At 56.6% G+C, this 17,220-nt stretch carries 19 protein-coding genes; 12 read left to right on the top strand and 7 right to left on the bottom strand.

Going from position 1 to position 17,220, the window contains the following annotated elements; all coding sequences use genetic code 11:
• Position 1 precedes the first annotated feature (1 nt).
• Both ABLU80_RS03700 and ABLU80_RS03695 read right to left on the bottom strand, forming a co-directional pair.
• The gene (locus ABLU80_RS03700; protein ID WP_015705322.1) at positions 2-988 is read right to left on the bottom strand and encodes a D-threonate 4-phosphate dehydrogenase; all 987 of its coding nucleotides are present in this window, start codon (positions 986-988) and stop codon (positions 2-4) included.
• The gene (locus ABLU80_RS03695) at positions 981-2,216 is read right to left on the bottom strand and encodes a four-carbon acid sugar kinase family protein (RefSeq protein WP_348849711.1); all 1,236 of its coding nucleotides are present in this window, start codon (positions 2,214-2,216) and stop codon (positions 981-983) included. The genes ABLU80_RS03700 and ABLU80_RS03695 overlap by 8 nt, the downstream gene beginning before the upstream one ends.
• 175 nt (positions 2,217-2,391) lie before the next feature.
• On the opposite strand from ABLU80_RS03695, the gene ABLU80_RS03690 reads away from it, so the two are divergent.
• The 6 genes from ABLU80_RS03690 to ABLU80_RS03665 all read left to right on the top strand — a co-directional run bounded on the left by ABLU80_RS03690 (position 2,392) and on the right by ABLU80_RS03665 (position 8,242).
• A complete protein-coding gene (locus ABLU80_RS03690) occupies positions 2,392-3,558 on the top strand; it encodes an iron-containing alcohol dehydrogenase (RefSeq protein WP_047080285.1) in 1,167 nt (388 codons plus the stop codon).
• Positions 3,559-4,443: a dihydrodipicolinate synthase family protein gene (locus ABLU80_RS03685; protein WP_015705319.1), complete on the top strand. Its 885-nt coding sequence runs from the start codon at positions 3,559-3,561 to the stop codon at positions 4,441-4,443.
• 73 nt (positions 4,444-4,516) lie between these two features.
• Positions 4,517-5,929 (top strand): sodium:solute symporter family protein, encoded by a 1,413-nt coding sequence (locus ABLU80_RS03680; RefSeq protein WP_015366725.1) that lies wholly within the window; start codon positions 4,517-4,519, stop codon positions 5,927-5,929.
• 2 nt (positions 5,930-5,931) lie between these two features.
• Positions 5,932-7,098: an exo-alpha-sialidase gene (locus tag ABLU80_RS03675; RefSeq protein WP_348849709.1), complete on the top strand. Its 1,167-nt coding sequence runs from the start codon at positions 5,932-5,934 to the stop codon at positions 7,096-7,098.
• On the top strand, positions 7,095-7,568 hold the full coding sequence (locus tag ABLU80_RS03670; RefSeq protein WP_348849708.1) for a YhcH/YjgK/YiaL family protein: 474 nt from the start codon (positions 7,095-7,097) through the stop codon (positions 7,566-7,568). Before ABLU80_RS03675 ends, ABLU80_RS03670 begins: the two co-directional genes overlap by 4 nt.
• Entirely contained in the window at positions 7,565-8,242 is a 678-nt protein-coding gene (locus ABLU80_RS03665; RefSeq protein WP_348849706.1) for an SDR family oxidoreductase, read from the top strand. The genes ABLU80_RS03670 and ABLU80_RS03665 overlap by 4 nt, the downstream gene beginning before the upstream one ends.
• Positions 8,243-8,283: 41 nt before the next feature.
• Here ABLU80_RS03665 and ABLU80_RS03660 read toward each other — a convergent pair whose 3' ends face one another.
• Positions 8,284-9,081, bottom strand: coding sequence for a PhzF family phenazine biosynthesis protein (locus ABLU80_RS03660; RefSeq protein ID WP_020078923.1), 798 nt, complete (start codon positions 9,079-9,081; stop codon positions 8,284-8,286).
• A gap of 194 nt (positions 9,082-9,275) precedes the next feature.
• Between ABLU80_RS03660 and ABLU80_RS03655 the strand changes: the two genes are divergently transcribed.
• Positions 9,276-10,475: a sugar transporter gene (locus ABLU80_RS03655; RefSeq protein ID WP_260841542.1), complete on the top strand. Its 1,200-nt coding sequence runs from the start codon at positions 9,276-9,278 to the stop codon at positions 10,473-10,475.
• Between the two features lie 99 nt (positions 10,476-10,574).
• Here ABLU80_RS03655 and ABLU80_RS03650 read toward each other — a convergent pair whose 3' ends face one another.
• Positions 10,575-11,243, bottom strand: coding sequence for a MarC family NAAT transporter (locus ABLU80_RS03650; RefSeq protein ID WP_015366731.1), 669 nt, complete (start codon positions 11,241-11,243; stop codon positions 10,575-10,577).
• Between the two features lie 262 nt (positions 11,244-11,505).
• Here ABLU80_RS03650 and marR point away from each other — a divergent pair, with 262 nt between their 5' ends.
• From marR to marB, 3 genes are read left to right on the top strand one after another with little or no spacing between them, the layout of a single operon-like run.
• A complete protein-coding gene (gene marR, locus ABLU80_RS03645) occupies positions 11,506-11,940 on the top strand; it encodes a multiple antibiotic resistance transcriptional regulator MarR (protein WP_015366732.1) in 435 nt (144 codons plus the stop codon).
• Positions 11,941-11,957: 17 nt separating this feature from the next.
• Positions 11,958-12,341 carry an MDR efflux pump AcrAB transcriptional activator MarA gene (gene marA / locus ABLU80_RS03640; protein WP_015366733.1) on the top strand — a complete coding sequence of 128 codons (384 nt, stop codon included), beginning with the start codon at positions 11,958-11,960 and terminating at the stop codon, positions 12,339-12,341.
• 30 nt (positions 12,342-12,371) lie between these two features.
• Positions 12,372-12,578 (top strand): multiple antibiotic resistance protein MarB, encoded by a 207-nt coding sequence (marB, locus tag ABLU80_RS03635; protein ID WP_015366734.1) that lies wholly within the window; start codon positions 12,372-12,374, stop codon positions 12,576-12,578.
• Between the two features lie 33 nt (positions 12,579-12,611).
• On the opposite strand, the gene eamA is transcribed toward marB, so the two are convergent.
• A complete protein-coding gene (eamA, locus tag ABLU80_RS03630; protein WP_047058811.1) occupies positions 12,612-13,526 on the bottom strand; it encodes an O-acetylserine/cysteine exporter in 915 nt (304 codons plus the stop codon).
• A gap of 193 nt (positions 13,527-13,719) precedes the next feature.
• On the opposite strand from eamA, the gene ydeE reads away from it, so the two are divergent.
• A complete protein-coding gene (gene ydeE, locus ABLU80_RS03625; protein WP_015705311.1) occupies positions 13,720-14,904 on the top strand; it encodes an efflux MFS transporter YdeE in 1,185 nt (394 codons plus the stop codon).
• 115 nt (positions 14,905-15,019) lie between these two features.
• Positions 15,020-15,490: a helix-turn-helix domain-containing protein gene (locus ABLU80_RS03620; protein WP_045387754.1), complete on the top strand. Its 471-nt coding sequence runs from the start codon at positions 15,020-15,022 to the stop codon at positions 15,488-15,490.
• A 29-nt stretch (positions 15,491-15,519) separates the two neighbouring features.
• Here the strand turns inward: ABLU80_RS03620 and ABLU80_RS03615 are convergent, their stop codons facing one another.
• Both ABLU80_RS03615 and ABLU80_RS03610 read right to left on the bottom strand, forming a co-directional pair.
• Positions 15,520-16,623, bottom strand: coding sequence for a cobalamin-independent methionine synthase II family protein (locus ABLU80_RS03615; protein ID WP_042897583.1), 1,104 nt, complete (start codon positions 16,621-16,623; stop codon positions 15,520-15,522).
• A 142-nt stretch (positions 16,624-16,765) separates the two neighbouring features.
• Positions 16,766-17,179 (bottom strand): rhodanese-like domain-containing protein, encoded by a 414-nt coding sequence (locus ABLU80_RS03610; protein WP_032705757.1) that lies wholly within the window; start codon positions 17,177-17,179, stop codon positions 16,766-16,768.
• Between the last annotated feature and the right edge of the window lie 41 nt (positions 17,180-17,220).

The following is a 17,220-nucleotide window of genomic DNA, read 5'->3' as shown; positions in this document are numbered from 1 at the left end:
GTTATTCCTGTGCGATTTGCATGGCGAGCTCAATGGAGGTTGCCATGCTCTCAGACTTCGCTTTACCTGTCCAGGCAATATCAAAGGCGGTGCCGTGGTCCGCGGACGTGCGGATAAACGGCAGCCCGGCGGTGATATTCACCCCATCATAAAATCCAAGCAGCTTGAGCGGAATATGCCCCTGATCGTGATACATCGCCACCACCATATCGTACATGCCTTCGTGGCACTGCATGAAGACGGTGTCCGGCGGGCACGGTCCGACAACATGGATACCCTGCGCCTCCATCGCCGCGACGGCCGGGGCGACGATACGGATTTCTTCATCGCCAAACAGACCGTTTTCACCGGCGTGCGGGTTCACTCCGGCTACCGCGATGCGCGGCTGCGAATACCCCACGCGGCGTAAAAAATCATCGGCAACCCGGATAACCGTCTCCACCCGCGACTGGCTTAGGGTATCGAGGAAACGCCGCAGCGCGATATGGGTGGTAACGTGGATCACCTTAAGCTTATCGGTGTACAGCACCATAGCGTAATCTTTGGTCTGCGTCAGATGAGCCAGCAGTTCGGTGTGTCCAGGGAAATGGTGCCCGGCCAGATGTAACGCCTCTTTATTCAACGGCGCGGTGGCGATAGCTTTGACTTCGCCCGCCAGCGCCAGCGCGGTGGCGCGCTTGATGCAGCGATACGCCAAATCCCCGGCCTGTGCCTGGACTTCGCCTGGCCGCAACGCCTGCGGATCGCTTAACGGTTCATCAATCACGTTAATCGTCGCGGGTGAAAACAGCGCTTCTCTCGGGTGCTCAATAATCCGCAACTCCGCACGCGGGGTAATGTTCAGCGCCAGGATTCGCCGCAGCGTCTGCGCGCAGCCCACGACCACTACCGGCGCACCGCTCAGTTCCCCTTCGCTCAGTGATTTAATAATAATTTCCGGACCAATGCCCGCCGGGTCGCCCATCGTTACCGCAATCATGTTAGACACTCAGTTTCTCCTCAATAAAATTCACGACATCCCGCAGCGTGGTCTCCGTACCGAATCCCCCTGCTTTGGTCATCACCGGACGCGGCCAGCGACTTCCGAGAAAATGGCCGTACGGCACGCATTGCGCCACCCGGCCGGTTATATGAAACCCCTGCGCGCCGAGCGCATGAGCGACGGCGATAGCGACATCGCCGCCGGACAAATAAAGCGCCCCGGGCGCATGTAACTCAACGGCAAGTTGGGTGACCTGCGCGAGATAAGCGCAGATCCGTTCTCCCAGCGACGCGCGGCTCACCCCGCGTTCACGGCACTGCGCCTCAATACCGTGCCGGGCAGCGCTGTCCGCACAGGTGGTAACCACGCAATGATGACTTGCCGCAAGCACCGCGGCGATTCGCCGGGCATCGGCCAGGGCGTCGCCGTTAAAGGCGCGGGCGGTATCAATCCCGATCCGCTCGACCCGCGGATGGCCGGCCAAAGCGGCGACCTGAGCCTGTGCTATTTCGCTCATGGAGCCGACCACCGCCAACAACGGCCCGGCCGCATCCCGGCGCAGATAGCGCGCCAGCGCCTCGCAGATCCCCGCAGAGCCCACCAGCAGCGTTTGCCGCGCGCGGCTGGCTACCGCGGCGATAACCTCATCCAGCTGCTCGTCTTCTTCGGCATCAATAATCAACACTCGTGGTTGGTCGCTCTCTTCCGCGAGGGCGGCTTCCAGCTGTCGCACGTCAAGCGAACGGCACGGCAGTTGGCTCTGCATAGCGAGCAATTGCCCAATATCGGCGCTAGTGACCGGGGTTTTGGGGTCGCTGGCGAATTCTGTTTCATTAAGCGCTACGCCGTGGACATAACAGCGCCCCCCGCGGGTTATACGCCCTGCCCCCGGAAAGGCAGGCGCGACAACAGCGGTCACGCAACTCCGCGCACGCATCATCGCCTCCAGTTCTGCGCCGGGGTTGCCGCGCAGGGTGGAGTCGATTTTCTTCACCTGCCAGACGGCGGCGAAATTTGCCGCATCACGGAGTACTGCGTTCACTTTCTCTGCAGCCTGCGCCCTGGAAAGCGCCCGACTATCGCTATTGAGGACCAACGCCCGGGTGGTGGACTGATGGCCGGCGTTAAAGGCCACCTCAACCGCCAGGCCCGCTTCCGCCAGACTGACACCAGCATCATTGGCCCCGGTAAAGTCATCTGCCAGCACCAGAACAGGGTTATCGCCGCAGCTCATTCTCTTTCCTTCATCGCTTATTTGAATCGTTAATGATTATATTCAATCATATTTGATTAAATGTGAGCAAGCTCAAGTTATTAAACGTCCGTATAAATTATAACTTTTGCTCATTGAAATGAGTGAGAACTAAGTATGTTGATTGAATTCAATCATAACAATAGAGGAGTGAGACGTGGCGACGATTAACAGCACGATTATCAGCGGCGCGGGCGCCATATCAGCCCTGAAGCCAGTGCTGGCAGGTAAAAAAAGCATTTTGCTGGTCACCGATGCGAACGTCGGTAAGTTGGCAGCGACCAAACAGATCCAACATCTGCTGGGCGAGAATAACGTTGATGTGAGGATCGTGGATTCCGTACCGGCAGAGCCCAGCCAACATGACGTGGCGCAAATTGTTGCCCAACTCGCGGGAGCGCAACCGGAGATGGTCGTCGGTATCGGCGGCGGCAGCGTCCTCGACGTGGCGAAGCTGCTCTCGGTATTACTTCATCCCGCCTCCCCTGCGCTCAACGCGCTGATCGACGGCGAGAAACCGCGCCTGCGTCTGGCATCGCTGCTGATTCCCGCCACCGCAGGCACCGGCTCGGAAGCGACACCAAACGCCATCCTGGCTATTCCCGAGCGTAATACCAAAGTGGGGATTATCTCCCCGGTACTGCTGCCGGATTTCGTGGCTCTGTTGCCGGAACTGACCACCAGTATGCCTGCGGCCATTGCCGCCTCCACCGGCATCGATGCGCTGTGTCATCTACTGGAGTGCTTTACTTCTACCGTCGCTAACCCGGTGAGCGATAACGCCGCCTTAATCGGCCTGCATAAGCTGGTGCGGCATATTGAGCGTTCCGTAACCCACCCGCAGGATCTTACGGCGAAACTGGAGATGCTATGGGCCTCGTACTACGGCGGCGTGGCTATCAATCATGCGGGTACGCATCTGGTGCATGCGCTCTCCTACCCGCTTGGCGGCACCTGGCATCTGCCGCACGGCGTCGCGAACGCCATTCTGCTGGCCCCCTGTATGCAGGTCGTACGCCCGCACGCGGTGGATAAATTCGCTCAGGTCTGGGATCTGATCCCGGACGCCGATCTGACCTTGAATAACGAAGAGAAATCTCATGCGCTGGTCTGCTGGCTGGCGCAACTGGTGAAACGCCTGGCGCTGCCGGACAACCTCGCCGCGCTGGGCGTACCACCAGAGAGTATTGAAACGCTAAGCGCCGCGGCGCTGGAAGTAAAACGATTAATGAATAATGCCCCATGCAGCGTGAACCAGGACGAAGTCCAGGCGATTTACCAGACGCTGTTTCCACAGTCATCTCATCAGGGAGAAGAGAAATAAATGCATCATTCCATTCGCGGCGTGTTAACCGCCATTGTTACGCCCTTTACCGCCAGCGGTGAACTGAACCTGACGGCGCTGCGCCAACAGGTAGAACGACAGCTGGCCGCCGGTAATGGCATTTTTTGCGGCGGAACCAACGGCGAGTTTTTCGTCCTCAATGAAGCGGAAAAAATAGCTGTTGCCGAAACCTGCGTCGAGGCGGTTGCCGGACGCGCGCCGGTGGTGGCGCATATTGGCGAAGTGTCGACGCGGGAAACCATTCGTCTTGGCCAGCAGATAGCAAAGTCAGGCGTCGACGCGGTGTCCGTCATCACCCCGTGGTTCGTGCCGCTAAAACAGGATGAGCTGGTAAGCCACTACACGGCAATCGCTGATGCGCTAAGCGTACCGGTATTTCTGTATAACATCCCGGCGCGCACCGGTAACACCATTGAACCGCAAACCGCACGTCAGCTGGCTGCGCATGGCAACATCATTGGCATCAAAGATAGCGCCGGTAGTTATGAGAGTCTTAAGGGCTTTCTTGATGCGGTGAAAGATATCGACGGTTTTAATGTTCTGAACGGGCCGGATTCGCTGATTCATCAGGGTTTCGTTGACGGTTGTTCAGCGTGCATTTCCGGGTTGGCTAACGTTGCGCCACGGGAGATTAACGCGATTTGGTCAACCTTCCAGGCAGGCGATATTGAAGCCTCCAGGCTGGCGCAGGAAAACGTCACCGGCCTGCGTACCGATCTCTACAAAGTCGCCTTTTCCCCCGCCGCGGTGAAAAAAGCATTGCAGCTGATGGGCCATGAGGTCGGCGATAGCCGCTACGCGGTGCAGTTTAGCGCATCTCAACTGCAGCAAATACGTGGAATCATCGCGCAGTATCTTAATTAAGCGCTGCGCTTCTTCAACAAAATAGACCGGGCACCTGCGTGCCCAGGATTCGTACGCCCAAAGAGAGGCTAAGATGAATCATTTTACCACTGAAGATACCTTTATTATTGTTGGCATTGTCATCGCCTATATCTTATTTACCACCTGGCTGACGTTCCGTATTAGAAGTAAAAACTCCGGGGATTTTATGGAGGGCTCGCGCGCGATGCCGGCCTTTATTGTCGGTATCCTGCTGATGTCGGAATATATCGGCGCCAAGTCCACTATCGGAACCGCACAGGCCGCCTTTGAGAGCGGGATTGCCGCCTCCTGGTCGGTGTTGGGCGCCGCCATTGGCTTTCCACTATTTGGCCTGATACTGGTTAAGCGCATCTATAACACTGGCAAAATTACTATTTCCGGGGCGATTGCCGAGAAATACGGCACCAGCACCAAGAATATTATTTCCATTATTATGATTTACGCCCTGTTGCTGGTGAACGTCGGTAACTACGTCAGCGGCGCGGCGGCCATTTCCACGGTATTAAAGATCAATTTACCCTTCGCGGCGTTTATTACCGCCATCGTCAGTACTTTCTATTTTGCCTTTGGCGGTATGAAAGGCGTGGCCTGGGTCACCATGCTGCACAGCGCATTAAAATATGCCGGTCTACTCATTATTATGGGCTTCGCGCTGGCAAAAACCGGCGGTTTTACGCCAATGATCGAGAAAATGCCAGATTACTACTGGACCTGGGATGGTAATATTGGCGCCGGCACGATCTGCGCCTGGCTTATCGGCACCATCGGCTCCATCTTCTGTACCCAGTTTGTCATTCAGGCTATCAGCTCGACAAAAAACGTAAAATCGGCGAAACGCTCTACCTGGATTGCCTTTTTCTTCTGCCTGCCTATCGCCTTCGCGATCGCCATTATCGGCGTGGCGGCGAAGTTTTTACACCCGGAAATCAATAGCCTGTACGCCCTGCCGGTGTTCCTGCAAGATATGAACCCGTGGCTTGCCGGGTTAGTGACAACGTCACTTGTAGCTTCAATTTTCGTTAGCGTCAGTACCGTTGCCCTGGCGATTGCCTCGCTGGTGGTAAAAGATTTTTACGTGCCGTGGCGCAATCCAACGCCGGAGCAGGAGTTTAAAGCCACCCGTTGGGCCTCGCTGATCATCGGTTTTCTGCCGCTTATTTTTGTGCTGCTGGTACCGGAAGTGCTGAAACTCTCCTTCTTTACCCGCGCCATCAGGCTCTCTATCACCGTCGTCGCGGTCATCGCCTTCTATGCTCCGTTCTTTAAGAGCGCCCGCGGCGCGAACGCTGGCCTTATCGGCGCCTGCGTGGTGACTTCGGCGTGGTATTTGCTCGGCGATCCGTTCGGCATCAATAACATGTACATCGCGCTGATCACCCCGGCCCTGATTATGGTGATCGACCGCCTGATCCCCAATAAAGCGCAACAATCATCCCCGGCCCCCATTGAACAACGTGGAGTGTAAAAATGACCACCACCCCAACTTTTGACGGCGTAATTCGCCAACACCAACAGGATCCTCATCTGGCATGGGCAATGTTGCCCTCCGGCTGCCCGCAAAACCATGCCGCCAATCTTCTGCCGCTGCCCGATGGCACGCTGCTGTGCGTATGGTTTGGCGGTTCGCAGGAAGGAAAAGCGGATATTTCAGTCTGGGGGGCGCGTTTAGCGCCGGGCGCCACAACGTGGAGCGAAGCAGTAAAATTATCCGACGATCCGGACCGTTCGGAACAGAACCCGGTACTGTTTCAGGCTCCAGATGGCGTGCTGTGGCTGTTATGGACCGCGCAACACGCCGGCAATCAGGACACCGCTATTGTGCGTTATCGCCAGTCGCGCGATGGCGGAAAGCACTGGGGCACGATCGGCACCCTGCTCGATGAACCCGGCACCTTTATCCGGCAACCCATCAGCGTGATGCCCAACGGCAACTGGTTGCTGCCGGTTTTCTATTGTCGTACCCGGCCGGGGGAGAAATGGGTCGGTAACGATGATGTGAGCGCGGTAAAAATCTCAGCCGATGGCGGCAAGAGCTGGCGCGACGTGGCGGTACCGCAGAGCCTCGGCTGCGTGCATATGAATATCACCCCGCTGGCCGATGGCTCGCTGGCCGCCTTCTTCCGCAGCCGCTGGGCCGATCACATCTGGTACAGCCGGTCGACAGATTTTGGCGAAAGTTGGTCAGCGCCGATCCCCACCACGCTGCCAAACAATAACTCGTCCATTCAGGCTACCACGCTGAGCAACGGCGATCTGGCACTGGTGTTCAATAACATGAGCGCAGCAGGCGCCAGCGAGCGTCGGGCATCGTTATACGATGAAATAGAAGATGATGACGGTCGTAAAGAGCCTGAACGCACTGGCAAAACCGCCTTCTGGGGCGCGCCGCGTGCGCCAATGACCGTGGCGATTTCCGCTGACGGCGGTAAAAGCTGGCCATGGATGCGCAACCTTGATGAGGGCGACGGCTACTGTATGACCAACAATTCCGAACAAAAACTGAACCGCGAATTCTCCTACCCCAGTATTAAACAGGGTGAAGACGGTAATTTACACATTGCCTATACCTGGTACCGACAGGCCATCAAGTATGTCCGCGTGTCGCCGCAGTGGGTGAAAGGAGAAATCGCATGATCATCGGTAATCTGAATGTCCTGCCTCAGGCGGGGTTGCCACTGGCGTTACGGCAAATCCTCAGCCGTCCTGAATGTTCTCTTGCCGCCCTGGCAGCGCGTGAAGATGGTCGCTTTCAGCCTGCTGATAGCGACTGGTACTGCACCATCGGCACCGCGCAAACCCAGGCGGCAGAACAGCGACATACCGAATACCACCACCAGTGGGCCGATATTCAGGTCATTTTAAGCGGAAAGGAGACTATTCATGCCGGTACGCTGTACAGCGGCCAACCCGACGATGAACAACGCAAACCAGATCTCTTTATCAGCCAGCTGACGCCGCAAAGCGTCACGCTGCATTTGCATGCCGGCGACTTCGCGGTCTTTCTGCCCGGCGAACCACACCAGGCGCTGTGCGCCTTTGCAATACCCGCCCCGGTGAGGAAAGCGGTGTTTAAAGTACCGCGCAGCATGCTGGAGGCGCCATGAAGCAGGCACTGGTCACAGGCGCCAGCTCGGGGATCGGCGCGGCGATTGTGGGGCAACTGCTGGCGGAGGGCTGGCAGGTGCTCGGGCTAAGCCGCTCCGCGCCGCCGTTCGCTCATGAAGGCTTCAGGCATCTGGCAGTCGATGTGAGCGATCGCCAGGCGCTGGTTGATGCTCTGTCGTCGGTACCGACGCCGCAGGCGATTATCCATGCCGCCGGTATGATGGCGGCGGCGCCGCTAGGAGAACTTGACGCACTACGTGGCGAGACGTTATGGCGTCTGCATGTGGATGCAGCGCAGACCTTAGCCAACCGCTTTGCGCCCGTTATGAGCCGCGGCGGTCGGATTATCCTTTTGGGTAGCCGAACCTCTCGCGGAGCGGCAGGCCGTTCTCAGTATACGGCAACCAAAGCGGCGCTGGTGGCGCTGGCGAGAAGCTGGGCGGCGGAACTTGCCGCGGCGGGCATTACCGTTAACGTGGTCGCCCCCGGCGCCACCGATACGCCAATGCTGCGCCAGCCAGGGCGGGAGAGTTCGCCGCCGAAGACGCCGCCGCTCGGTAGATTGATTAAGCCACAGGAGGTGGTGTCGCTGGTGAGCTGGCTTCTTAGCGAAGGAGCCGCGGCCATGACCGGACAAGAGCTGGTAATGTGCGGCGGCACCTCGCTTAGTTAGGATTGCCCGGCTAAGCGCTGCGTCAGCCGGGGAAACTATCGTTAACTTTCGCGCAAATAGACCGTGCCGCGCAGATAGGTGGTCGCCTGGCCGCTAATCAATACGCGGTCATCGCGCCACTGGCAGCGCAGCTCGCCGCTGCGCGCCGACACCTGGCGCGCCAGCAGGTCGGTTTTATTGAGCTTCGCTCCCCAGTAGGGGATCAGCATACTGTGGGTTGAACCGGTTACCGGATCCTCCGGCACCCCATCACCGGGACAGAAAAAGCGGCTAACAAAGTCATACTCTTCGTCGGCGGCGCTGATGCAAATCCGCTTATCCAGCGTCTCCAGCAGCGCCATATTCGGACGTACCGCTTCAACCTGCGCCCGGTCGCGTAGCACCACCAGGTAATCACGCCCTTCCCGCACCTCCAGCGCATCATCGATACCCAACCCGGCGAACAGTGCCGTCGGTACGTCATGCACCGGCGTCGTTTGCCAGGCCGGGAAATCCAGCGTCAGCCAATCGCCGCTGCGCGTCACCCGCAGCTCACCGACAAAACGGGTGCTGAATACGATGGTTGCCGAAGGGTGATCGAGATATTCAAAAATCACGTGCGATGCCGCGAGGGTGGCGTGACCGCAGAGATTAATCTCATCCAGGGTCGTGAACCAGCGCAGCTCATAGCCGCTGTCGGTACGAACAAAAAACGCCGTTTCGGATTGATTATGCTGCTGCGCCATTTTTAAAAGCGTTTCATCAGGCAGCCATTCGCTGAGCGGGCACACCGCCGCGGCGTTGCCGCCAAAATTGCGATCGCTGAAGGCATCGACCAGGTAAAAACTAATTTCTTTCATCGTGCTCCCCTTTTTTATCGTCTATCAACATGACACAGAAAGCGCGGGTGCACACTATTAGCTGAAAAATTAAGTTGTTAGCAGGCACAGGCGTCAGCATAAAATGAGACACAGATCACAAAGTGATTGTATTTTCAGCAGCATTCGTTTTAAGATCGCCTTCTCTTCTTCTCATTACTACCAGCCCGGAATTTATGCTTACAAATACGGTCTCACGCAGAGTCGCGTGGCTGCGGGTCGTCACGCTGGCAATTGCCGCCTTTATCTTTAATACCACGGAATTTGCTCCGGTCGGTTTGCTGTCTGATATCGCCGACAGCTTCGGCATGGAAACGGCCCAGGTCGGGATCATGCTGACCATTTATGCCTGGGTAGTGGCATTGATGTCGCTGCCGTTCATGCTGCTGACCAGCCAAATGGAGCGCCGTCGCCTGCTCATTGGCCTGTTCGTGTTATTTATCGCCAGCCACGTCTTGTCGTTTTTCGCGTGGAACTTCACGGTGCTGGTAGTAAGCCGCATTGGTATCGCCTTCGCCCATGCGGTGTTCTGGTCGATCACCTCGGCGCTGGCTATCCGTATGGCCCCGCCCGGCAAGCGCGCCCAGGCGCTAAGCCTAATCGCCACCGGTACCGCGCTGGCCATGGTGTTCGGCATTCCTATTGGCCGTATCGTCGGGCAATATTTCGGCTGGCGAACCACCTTCCTGGCCATTGGTCTTGGCGCTTTAGCGACGCTGGTGTGCCTGGCTAAACTATTGCCGGCGCTGCCAAGCGAACATTCCGGTTCGCTGAAGAGCCTGCCGGTGCTGTTCCGCCGTCCGGCGCTGCTCGGCATTTATCTGCTGACGGTTATCGTGGTGACCGCGCACTACACGGCATACAGCTATATTGAACCCTTCGTTCAAACCGTCGCTGGCCTTAGCGGTAACTTCGCCACCCTACTGCTGTTAGTGCTCGGCGGCGCAGGTATTATCGGCAGTATTATCTTCGGCAAGCTGGGCAATCACTATGCTTCAGGGCTGATTACCACCGCTATCGGCCTGTTGCTAATATGCCTGCTGTTACTGCTACCCGCCTCACGGAACGCCAACCAGCTGATGCTGCTCAGCGTGTTTTGGGGGATCGCGATAATGGTCATCGGCCTCGGCATGCAGGTGAAAGTGCTGGCACTGGCTTCGGATGCTACCGATGTCGCGATGTCGCTGTTTTCGGGTATTTTCAATATTGGTATTGGCGCCGGCGCGCTGGTCGGCAGTCAGGTGAGTACGCAGCTGTCGATGTCGGCGATAGGCTACGTTGGCGCAGTGCCGGCGCTGGTGGCGCTGGTCTGGGCAGTGATGATTTTTCGCCGCTGGCCAACGCCGCTTGATGAACAGCAAGCGCATCACTCATGATAACGACGCGGGCGGTCAATGCCGCCCGCGGCGCCGACATCCTATCCCCAAAAGGCCCGAAACAGACACGTCGCCGGGCCTTTCAGAAAGTTATCGCGATCAGGCGTGATAGTTGGTGATAATCTCCAGCACGCCGTTAATGATGAACTGAACCCCCATACAGACCAGCAGGAAACCCATCAGGCGGGAAATCGCTTCTATGCCGCCTTTCCCCACCAGCCGCATGATTGCCCCGGAACTTCGCAGGCAGCCCCACAGAATGATCCCCACCAGCGCGAAGATAATCGGCGGCGCCGCCAGTACGACCCAATCAGGGAAATCGACGCCGTGCTTCACCGTCGAAGCGGAGCTGATAATCATCGCAATGGTGCCCGGCCCGGCGGTGCTGGGCATCGCCAACGGCACGAAGGCGATATTCGCCGTGGGTTCATCCTGCAGTTCTTCCGATTTGATCTTCGCTTCCATCGAATCATGGGCTTTCTGCTGCGGAAACAGCATACGAAAACCGATAAAAGCCACGATCAGCCCGCCGGCGATACGCAGACCGGGAATGGAAATACCGAAGGTATTCATGACCACCTGGCCGGCATACCACGCCACCATCAGGATCGCGAAGACATACACCGATGCCATCAACGATTGCCGGTTACGCTCGGCGTTGTTCATATTGCCCGCCAGGCCGAGGAACAGCGCCACGGTGGTGAGCGGGTTCGCCAGCGGTAAAATCACCGCCAGACCGATCCCTATTGCTTTAAAGAGTTCCAGCATAGTGAGTCAACATCCCGTTAAGTATCATTTTTTCAGTACAGTTTCACCCCGTGAGTATATCGACAGCAGCAGCGCAGATGCCACACCCCATGAAAAAATCACGCTTATAAAAAATAACAAGCGTTAGTAAAATGGAAAAAAGTGACCACCATCAAATTATCGTTCTTTAGCAAATCGTGGCATCGGCGAATTCATAATGTTGACTTATGATTGCCACGGCAATAATATCCATCGCAACTAAATAATTGCCTGGGCAACTATCATGGAAAACACCAACAATCTGTTCAACGAGATGATCCCTCTCGGCCGATTGATCCAGATGGTTAACCAGAAAAAAGATCGACTGCTCAACGACTACCTTTCACCCATGGATATCACCGCTACCCAATTTCGGGTGCTCTGTTCCATTCGCTGCGAGGTATGTACGACACCCGTTGAGCTGAAGACCGTTCTGTCGGTCGATCCAGGCGCAATGACGCGCATGCTCGACAGACTCGTCTGCAAAGGCTGGATAGAACGGTTGCCCAACCCCAATGACAAGCGCGGTATTCTGGTGCAACTGACTCCAGAAGGCGCAGCCCTTTGTGAGCACTGTCATCAGGTTGTGGGTCAAAAATTGCACCAGGAACTAACAAAAAATCTAACGGCAGACGAAGTGGTCATGCTTGAGCAACTGCTCAAGAAAGTCCTGCCGTAATAAGAAGAGGTAAGATGATGTCCAGACGCAATAACGACGCCATCACTATCCATAGTATTTTGTCGTGGATCGAAGAGAACCTGGAATCTCCATTGTCGCTGGAGAAAGTTTCGGAGCGCTCAGGTTACTCCAAATGGCACCTGCAAAGAATGTTCAAGAAAGAGACCGGCCACTCGCTGGGCCAGTACATCCGCAGTCGTAAGCTGACGGAGATTGCGCAAAAACTCAAGCAGAGCAACGAGCCTATTTTGTATCTGGCTGAACGTTACGGTTTTGAATCGCAACAGACGCTGACGCGAACGTTTAAAAACTACTTCGATGTTCCGCCGCACAAATATCGCATCACCAACGTTCCGGGAGAATCCCGCTACCTGATGCCGCTAAATAATTATTGTTGTTAATCGCCTGCATAAAGACGTATCGAGGAAATCATGAAATTATTCGCTACCGCCGCCATCGTGCTAATGGCGCTGGCTGCAGGCCAGAGTTACGCGGAGCAAACCACCACTCCGGTTCGCCACAATAACCGGGATGCGATGATTATTCCTTCGGAACATAACGACTCGCCGTTTGATTTTAATCACATGGCTGCCGGCAATGATAAATCGGATGAGCTGGGCGTACCGTATTACAACTAATGCTCCACTTGTTCTGATATCTCCTGGGCCCCGCTAACGCGGGGCTTTTTTATCCCGCGCCGCGCCCGGGCGCACCAGCCGCAGACCAAACACGTTAATGTAGAGCCCGCCCATAATCAGCGCCGCCCCCAACAGCTGCAGGCCATTGAGCCGTTCACCGAGTAGCAGAGCCGCGCTGGCCATCCCGACCACCGGCACCAACAGCGACAACGGCGCCACCCGCCAGGTTTCATAACGTCCCAGCAGCACTCCCCAGATACCGTAACCAACAATAGTGGCGACAAACGCCAGATACATGAGCGATAGCACGGTCGTGGCGTCGATATTCACCAGGCTCTCCGCCATCGCCTGCGGCCCATCAACAATACCCGACGCCAGCATAAACGGTAAAACCGGAATCAACGCGCTCCACACCACCAGCGACATAATCGGCGGCCTGTGCTGCTGAGACATAATCTTCTTGTTGAAAATGTTACCGCAGGCCCAGCTAAACGCCGCCGCCAGAGTCAGCATAAAACCGACCAGCGGCACGTGCTGGCCACCGAGGCTGGCCTCAACCAGTACCAGGACGCCAAAAATCGCCAGCGCGATACCGGCAACCTGCTTTCCCTGTAACCGCTCGCCAAAGACAAAAGCGCCCAGCACGATTGTGAAAAAGGCCTGCGCCTGCAGCACCAGAGAAGCCAGCCCGGCCGGCATACCGAGGTTGATCGCGCAGAATAAAAAGGCGAACTGGCCGAAACTGATGGTCAGGCCGTAGCCCAGCAGCAGACGCAGCGGTATTTTGGGCCGCGCAACGAACAGCAGCGCCGGAAACGCCACCAATAAAAAACGTAACCCCGCCAGCATCAGCGGCGGCATATTGTGTAACCCGAGCTTAATCACCACAAAATTAAGCCCCCACACCACCACTACCAGCATTGCCAGCAGTCCATCTCTGCGCGTCATACGAAGCCCCTGTCTTCCTGGTCAACGATGACCACCGTCAAAGTAACCAAATTCCCGCCGCTCGAACAGATCATTATTTTTAGCAGGTGCTGAAGGCACTTTCCGACACGGAGCCCGCTATACAAGGCTCAGTTAGCATGCTATTTGTGATCGGGCACAACAAAAATAAAACACATCATCGGGCAAGGAAAAAATGACAACCACCATCAGGCGCTCAACGGTAGCGCTGTTGGCGTCGTCGTTGCTGTTAACCATCGGCCGCGGCGCAACGCTTCCTTTTATGACGATTTATCTCACCCGTCGGTTCCAGCTGGAAGTCGATGTCATTGGCTATGCGCTCTCCGTCGCGCTGGTCGTCGGCGTTATCTTCAGCATGGGCTTCGGTATTCTTGCCGATAAGTTCGACAAAAAACGCTATATGCTGATCGCCATCGTGGCGTTTATCGTGGGCTTTATCGCCATCCCCGCGGTCAATAGCGTGGCGCTGGTGGTGTTCTTTTTCTCATTGATCAACTGCGCCTATTCGGTTTTCTCCACGGTACTGAAAGCCTGGTTTGCCGACGTGCTGACGCCGGAGAAAAAAGCGCGCATCTTTTCGCTCAACTATACCTTCCTCAATATCGGCTGGACCGTTGGGCCGCCAATCGGCACCCTGCTGGTAATGCAGAGTATTAACCTGCCTTTCTGGCTGGCCGCGCTGTGCGCCGCTTTCCCGCTGGTGTTTATTCAGCTCTTCGTCGAGCGCACCTCTGCCGCCAGTGCGGAAGGCATCACGCCGCAGTGGACGCCGTCGGTGCTTTTGCGCGACCGCGCCTTGCTGTGGTTTACCTTTTCCGGCTTGCTGGCGTCATTTGTCGGCGGCTCTTTCGCCTCCTGCATTTCGCAGTATGTGCTGGCCGCAGGCACCAGCGACTTCGCGGAAAAAGTGGTCGCGGTAGTGCTGCCGGTCAACGCCGCGGTGGTCGTCGCGTTGCAATATGCCGTCGGGCGACGGCTTTCGGCGCGAAACATCCGCCCGCTGATGACCTTCGGCACCCTGTGCTATGTGTTGGGTCTCGGCGGGTTTATCCTCTCCGGTAATAATCTGCTGATGTGGGGCATTTCCGCTGCCATCTTTACCCTTGGCGAAATTATTTATGCGCCGGGCGAATATATGCTGATCGATCAGATTGCCCCACCCGGTATGAAAGCCAGCTACTTTTCCGCCCAGTCATTAGGCTGGTTAGGCGCGGCTTTCAATCCGATGCTAACCGGGATAATCCTCACCCATCTGCCGCACTGGTCGCTATTCTTCATTTTAATGCTGGCGATCGTCGCCGCCTGGCTGATGATTTTCCGCGGCATGAACGTGCGTCCGTGGCAAACCGTACAGGCGTAAGCCGCGCGTCATGCGGCTGTCGGGTTGCTGTCGCCTGTCTGTCGGGTGCCTGTCGTGGCGCCCGGCAGGCTAAAAAACCACACTGGTCTCAGGTTCCCATCCGGAGATTAACATCATGAATAGCAGTACCCGAGTCAAACAATTACGTCTGCAGCGCGCCTGGTCCCAGGAACAGCTTGCCGAACTGGCTGGCGTCAGCGTTCGCACTATCCAGAGGATCGAAAACGGCGATCGCCCGGGGTTAGAAACCCTGAGCGCCCTGGCGGCGGTGTTTGAGATAAATGTGGCTGAACTCAGCGACGATGCGCCTGTCGGTCACGAAGCGTCGCTCGATTTACGGATCGAAGAAGCGAAAAGCCGTCTGCATCAGGAGAGCCGTTTTTTCCGCTCGCTGAGCGTGGCGGTCACGGTTTGCGTTTTGTTGCTGGTGATTAATCAATTCACCCAACCGGATGTCTACTGGTCAGTATGGGTGGCGATCGTCTGGGGTGCATTATTGCTACTACGGGGATTACGTCTGTTTGTCTTTGCCGGGTGGATCCGCCACTGGCGACAGGCACGCCTACAGCGCCTGCTGCGCAAATAGAAAAAGCCCGCTTAATGCGGGCTATCTCCTTACCAGACCTGGGCGGCGATCCCTGTGACCAGCCGCACTTTATCCCACTGCTGGGCTTCGCTTAACGAATTGCCCTCTTCGGTGGAGGCAAAGCCGCACTGCGGGCTCAGGCAAATCTGCTCCAGCGGCACATACTGCGCCGCCTCCTGCAGGCGCGCCTTCACGCCTTCCGGGTTTTCCAGCTCGCCATTCTTGGTGGTAATCAGCCCCAGTACCACCTGCTGATGACCTGGACGGATAAAGCGCAGCGGGGCAAAATCACCGGAACGGTCATTATCATATTCGAGGAAGAACGCATCGATGTTGACGCCGCCGAAGAGAATTTCCGCCACGGGCTCGTAGCCGCCTTCTGAAATCCAGGTCGAACGGAAGTTACCGCGACAGACGTGCAGACCAACGGTCAGATCCTGCGGTTTCCCTTCCAGCGCTTTATTCAGCACCCGGGCATAGGTACGCGCCAGTTCGTCCGGATCGTCACCGCGCTCGCGTACCTGCTGGCGTTGTTCGTCTGAACATAAATAGGCCCAGACGGTGTCATCGAGTTGCAGATAACGGCAGCCAGCGTCATAGAAAGCGCGGATCGCGTCACGCCAGGTGGTTGCTAAATCGTCGAAGTATTCGGCCAGGTCCGGGTATACCGTGCTATCGATATCTTTACGCCCGCCGCGGAAGTGCAGCACGCTGGGGCTGGGTATGGTCATTTTCGGCTGCGCATTGCCACTGACGCTTTTCAAAAAGCGGAAATCTTCCAGCATTGGATGGTTGCCGAAGCCCAGTTTACCGGTCACGCGCACGCCGTGCGCTTTAGTCTGCACGCCGTTGAACTGAATACCTTTCTCTGAATCGTAACGTTCCACGCCTTCCAGACCGTCGAAGAAGTCGAAGTGCCACCACGCACGCCGGAACTCACCGTCGGTCACCACGTGCAGGCCGCAATCGCACTGCTGCTGAACCAGTTGGCGGATGGCTTCATTCTCAATTTCACGCAGATGGCCGGCATCAATATTGCCTTCCGCCAGCTGCAGGCGCGCCTGCTTAATAGCGTCAGGACGTAAAAAACTGCCAACAATATCTGCGCGGAACGGGGCCTGGTGACGTTGCATGTTCTCTCCTTAACGGCAGGCAGGTAGTTGCCCGCCGTGATAATTCATTATTTGAATTTTTAGACTTCTGGATGTCTATATGTCCAGATACTGTCATGCGGAGAGAGCATCGGCAAACGAGAAAAATTCATGGCTGTTGAATTTATTTCATGTTGCTCGTTTCGCTGACGCTAAATGCGAACCCCTCATCCGCCCAACCGGTGAGGCCGCCGAGCATCATTTTTACCGGTCTGCCAAGCTGCGCCAGCTTCAAGGCGGCAATATCCGCGCCGTTGCAGTGCGGCCCGGCGCAATAGACAACAAACAGCGTTTCCGCGGGCCACTGCGCCATTCGCGCGGCATTGATCTCGCGATGCGGCAGATGCAGCGCGCCAGGCAGGTGGCGACGGGCAAACACATCATGACTGCCAATCACGTGCAGTAGCACAAAGTCCTGTTCGCCGTGCTGCATGGCGTGATGGACATCCGCGCAGTCGGTTTCGAAACTCAGTTTATGGGCAAACCAGGCAGCGGCATCGACCGGGGCGGCTGGTGTAAATTGGCTTACAACACTCATGGCGTATTCTCCTTGTCTGTGGTAACACTACTTTAACCACC

Source organism: Klebsiella sp. CN_Kp104, assembly GCF_040064515.1.
In the GTDB taxonomy this organism is placed as follows: Bacteria; Pseudomonadota; Gammaproteobacteria; order Enterobacterales; family Enterobacteriaceae; genus Klebsiella; species Klebsiella aerogenes.
Note: the sequence above shows the minus strand (reverse complement) of the source record. Positions and strands in the feature narration are given on the sequence as shown.